Source organism: Brevundimonas sp., assembly GCF_032107865.1.
Classification (GTDB): Bacteria; Pseudomonadota; Alphaproteobacteria; order Caulobacterales; family Caulobacteraceae; genus Brevundimonas.
The window spans coordinates 1-4,039 of sequence record NZ_DAMCNG010000228.1 but is presented as its reverse complement, the minus strand read 5'-3'; the positions used below and the strand labels follow the sequence as shown (position 1 = coordinate 4,039).

General features: G+C 64.9%; 4 protein-coding genes and 1 pseudogene. All 5 read left to right on the top strand.

Annotated elements, in window-relative coordinates:
* On the top strand, window positions 1-540 hold a 540-nt coding region (locus tag RT567_RS14365), incomplete at its 5' end, for a YceI family protein (protein ID WP_313576950.1).
* A gap of 86 nt (window positions 541-626) precedes the next feature.
* Window positions 627-2,111, top strand: coding sequence for a serine--tRNA ligase (serS, locus tag RT567_RS14360; protein ID WP_313576949.1), 1,485 nt, complete (start codon window positions 627-629; stop codon window positions 2,109-2,111).
* Entirely contained in the window at window positions 2,111-2,902 is a 792-nt protein-coding gene (surE, locus tag RT567_RS14355) for a 5'/3'-nucleotidase SurE (RefSeq protein WP_313576948.1), read from the top strand. Before serS ends, surE begins: the two co-directional genes overlap by 1 nt.
* A complete protein-coding gene (locus RT567_RS14350; protein ID WP_313576947.1) occupies window positions 2,899-3,543 on the top strand; it encodes a protein-L-isoaspartate(D-aspartate) O-methyltransferase in 645 nt (214 codons plus the stop codon). The genes surE and RT567_RS14350 overlap by 4 nt, the downstream gene beginning before the upstream one ends.
* Before the next feature lie 128 nt (window positions 3,544-3,671).
* A pseudogene (locus RT567_RS14345) lies at window positions 3,672-4,039 on the top strand (peptidase M23); the annotation flags it as partial.

The following is a 4,039-nucleotide window of genomic DNA, read 5'->3' as shown; positions in this document are numbered from 1 at the left end:
GCGGCGCCTGCGGCCGACGCCGCCGTGACGCCGGGCGCGGCCGCCGCCTGGACCGTAGACAAGGCCGCTTCGACCATCCAGTTCACCGGAACCCACACGGGCAAGGCCTTCACCGGCCGGTTCGAGCAGTGGGACGCGCAAGTCTGGTTCGACCCGACCGATCTGGCGGGCTCGAAGGCCGTGGTAACGATCCAGACCGGCGCGGCCAAAACCGGCGACGCCACCCAGGAGGGCAGCCTGCCGGGCGCCGAATGGTTCGACACGTCGACCTATCCAACCGCGCGCTTTGAGGCGACAGCGTTCAAGGCGCTGGGCGGCAACCGCTATGAGGCGGCGGGAACCCTGCGCATCAAGACGACGACGGTCCCCATTGTCCTGCCCTTCACCTTCGACGAGGCGAACGGGACGGCCACGGTCGAGGGCAAGCTGGAGCTGGACCGCACGGCGCTGAACATGGGCATGATGTCGGATGCGGGCGGCGACTGGGTGTCCAAGGCCATCGGCGTCGAGATCAAGGTCAAGGCGGCGCGTCAGGGTTAAGAAATCGGGCGCGGGGTTTGCCCGACTCCGCGCGGGGCGCTACAGCCTTCGGCTCTCCCTTCCTTGAGCGCCGAAAGAGCGACGCCATGCACGATATCCGAGCCATTCGCGACAATCCCGAAGCCTTCGTCGCAGGCTGGTCGTCGCGCGGCGTGGATGACGCCGCCGATGTCGTCGCGCGCATTCTGGCGCTGGACGTGGACCTGCGCGCCGCCCAGACGCGCGGTCAGGACGCCCTGGCCAAGCGCAACGCCGCCTCCAAGGCCATCGGCGCCGCCATGGGCAAGAAGGACATGGCCGAGGCCGACCGCCTGAAGGCCGAGGTTGAGGCGCTCAAGGGCGAAATCGCCGAGGCTGATCGTATTGTCCGAAGTGCAAGCCGGAAGTTGTTTGGGCCTCGGCCGGACAACGTGGTGGTCGACGCGGCTATTGAAGAAAATAAAGCTGGTGAGTTGATGTTTTTACCTAACCTTCCGGCTGCCGATGTGCCGGATGGTGAGGACGAGAGCGACAATGTCGAGGTCTTGAAGTGGGGTGAACCGCGCACCACAGGACCGGCCAAGGATCACGCAGACCTAGGCGAAGCACTGGGAATGCTGGACTTTGAGGCTGCTGCTAAAATGTCTGGATCGCGCTTTTCCGTGCTGAAGGGCCAGCTCGCTCGCTTGGAGCGCGCCATCGGCCAGTTCATGCTGGACATGCAGACGGATCAGCACGGATATCTTGAAGTGAATCCGCCGATTTTGGTCAATGACCGTGCGATGCAGGGGACCGGTCAACTGCCAAAGTTCAAGATCGATCAGTTTCTTGCGGGTGACATGGTAAAACGCGAAGAACTGTTTTGGGAGGCTTTGCCAGATTTTGATGAAAAAATGCGTCAGGCGATCAAATCTGGCGATAGCCCTCGCGCTATTCTGGAAAATGCTCTTGATGCGGCTGCAACTGTTGAGCAGTTTTGGCTGATTCCCACCGCCGAAGTCTCCCTGACCAATCTCGTGCGCGAACAGATACTGCCTGAGGACGAGGTCGCCCAGCCCATGCGTATGACCGCGCTGACGCCGTGCTTCCGCGCCGAGGCCGGGTCGGCGGGGCGCGATACGCGCGGTTTGATCCGTCAGCACCAGTTCTCCAAGGTCGAGATGGTCTCCATCTGCCGCCCGGAGGATTCCGAAGCTGAGCACGAACGCATGACCGGCTGCGCCGAGGCGGTGCTGAAGGCGCTGGAGCTGCCCTATCGAAAGGTGCTGCTGTGCAAGGGCGACATGGGCTTCTCGGCGCAGAAGACCTATGATCTCGAGGTCTGGCTGCCTTCGCAGAACACCTATCGCGAGATCAGCTCCTGCTCGAACTGCGGCGACTTCCAGGCCCGGCGCATGGACGCCCGGTTCAAGCGCGCGGGCGAGAAGAAGACCGAGTTCCTGCACACTCTGAATGGCTCGGGTCTGGCGGTCGGCCGCACCCTGGTCGCGGTGATGGAAAACTATCAGCAGGAGGATGGGACCATCGCGGTTCCGGCCGCCCTGCAGCCCTATATGGGCGGACTCAAGACTGTAGGCGTGGCGTCCAACTGATGCGTATCCTCCTGACCAACGACGACGGCATCGAGGCCGAGGGCCTGGCCTGCCTTGAGAAGATCGCCCGCGCCCTGTCGGACGACGTCTGGGTCGTCGCGCCGCAGACCGAGCAGTCGGCCAAGGGGCGGGGCATCACCCTGACCGAGCCGCTGCGTGTCAATCAACTGGGCGACAAGCGGTTCGCCGTGACCGGCACCCCGACCGACTGCGTCATCCTGGCCGTCAATGACATCATGCCCGAGAAGCCGGATCTGGTGCTGTCGGGCGTCAATCGCGGCCACAACGTGGGCGAGGACGTCAGCTATTCCGGCACGGTGGCGGGCGCGCTTCAGGGCATGGCCTTCGGCATCCGCTCCATCGCCCTGTCGCAGTCGCTGGAGCGTTTCCACGACGAGGCGATCGCCCATTGGGAAACGGCCGAGGCCTTTGGCCCCGGCATTGTCGCCCGCCTGCTGGAACAGAAATGGGGGGAGGGCGTGGTCATGAACGTCAACTTCCCGCGCCTGCCGCCGGAATTGGTCAAGACGGTCGAGGTGACGCGCCAGGGCTTCCGCGACATCGGCGAGATGCATGCCATCCGTCGCACCGACCTGCGCGGCCGCGACTACTACTGGATGGCCTTCCGCGGCGCGCCGCAGGAACACGCCGAGGGCACCGACCTGCGCGCCATGGACGAGGGCCGCATCTCGGTCACGCCGCTGCACATCGACCTGACGCACATGCAGTCGGTCAATGACCTGAAGAAGGTGCTGGGCGGGGCGCCGCCCAAGGGGCCGCAGGAAAAATGAGTCTCAAGGACGACCGCGCGGGCCGACTGATCCTGTCGCTGCGGCGTCAGGGGGTGACGGACGCGCGGGTGCTGAAGGCGATGGAGTCCATCGACCGCGCCGTCTTCGTCCATGAGAAATTCCTCGATCAGGCGTGGGAGGATCAGGCCCTGCCGATCGACTGCGCCCAGACGATCAGCCAGCCGTTCATCGTCGGCCTGATGACCCAGGCGCTGGACGTCCAGCCGCGCCATCGCGTGCTCGAGATCGGCACCGGCAGCGGCTATCAGTGCGCGGTTCTCAGCCGGATGGCGCGTTTCGTCTATTCGGTCGAGCGCTACAAAAGTCTCTTAAGTGAGGCCGAGAACAGATTGAAAATACTCGGTATCGATAATGTCTTCACTCGCCATGGCGACGGCGGGCAGGGTTGGATGGAGCAGGCGCCGTTCGACCGTATCATGGTCACTGCCGCCTCGCCGCATGAGCCGACGGAGCTGTTGAAGCAGTTGAAGCCGGGCGGCGTCCTGGTCGCGCCGGTGGGACGCACCTCGGTGCAGATGCTGAACCGCTACACGGGCCAGCCGGACGGCAGTTTCCAGCGCGAAAGCCTGTGCGAAGTCCGCTTCGTGCCTCTGGTCGAGGGCACGGCGAAAGAGGGTTGAGGGGCGAAATCTCACCGCTCCATTAACCTTTCCGCCCCACTTTCGCGCGGGTTACCGGGTTGGATTCGGCCACGGGTCGGGGCAAACCGGCTTCTGAATGCTGAACTAAGGTTAATACGGAGAGACGCATGAGCGGCTTCACAGGCTGGATCAGGGCGGCGGTCGTCGTCGGCGGAGCGCTGGCGGTTACGGCGTGTTCGACCTATCCGAACGAGCCGCGCTACTCGACCCGGCCGATGGGCGCGGGCGGTTATCCGCAGCAACCGGGCCAGCCGCAGGGCCAGCAGCCCGGCGCCTATCCGAACAATCCCTATTACCAAGGGCCGGCGACCCAGCCTCAGCAGCCCGTGCAGCCGCCGGTCCAGGACGGGCCGCGTGCTCCGGCCGGCAATATCGAAGGCGGCGGCCTGCCGCCTGCAGGCGGTCCGGCCTATCCCTCGACCGGAGCGCCGATCGCGGTGACGCCGCCGCCCGCCGCGGGCAATCCTTCGATGCC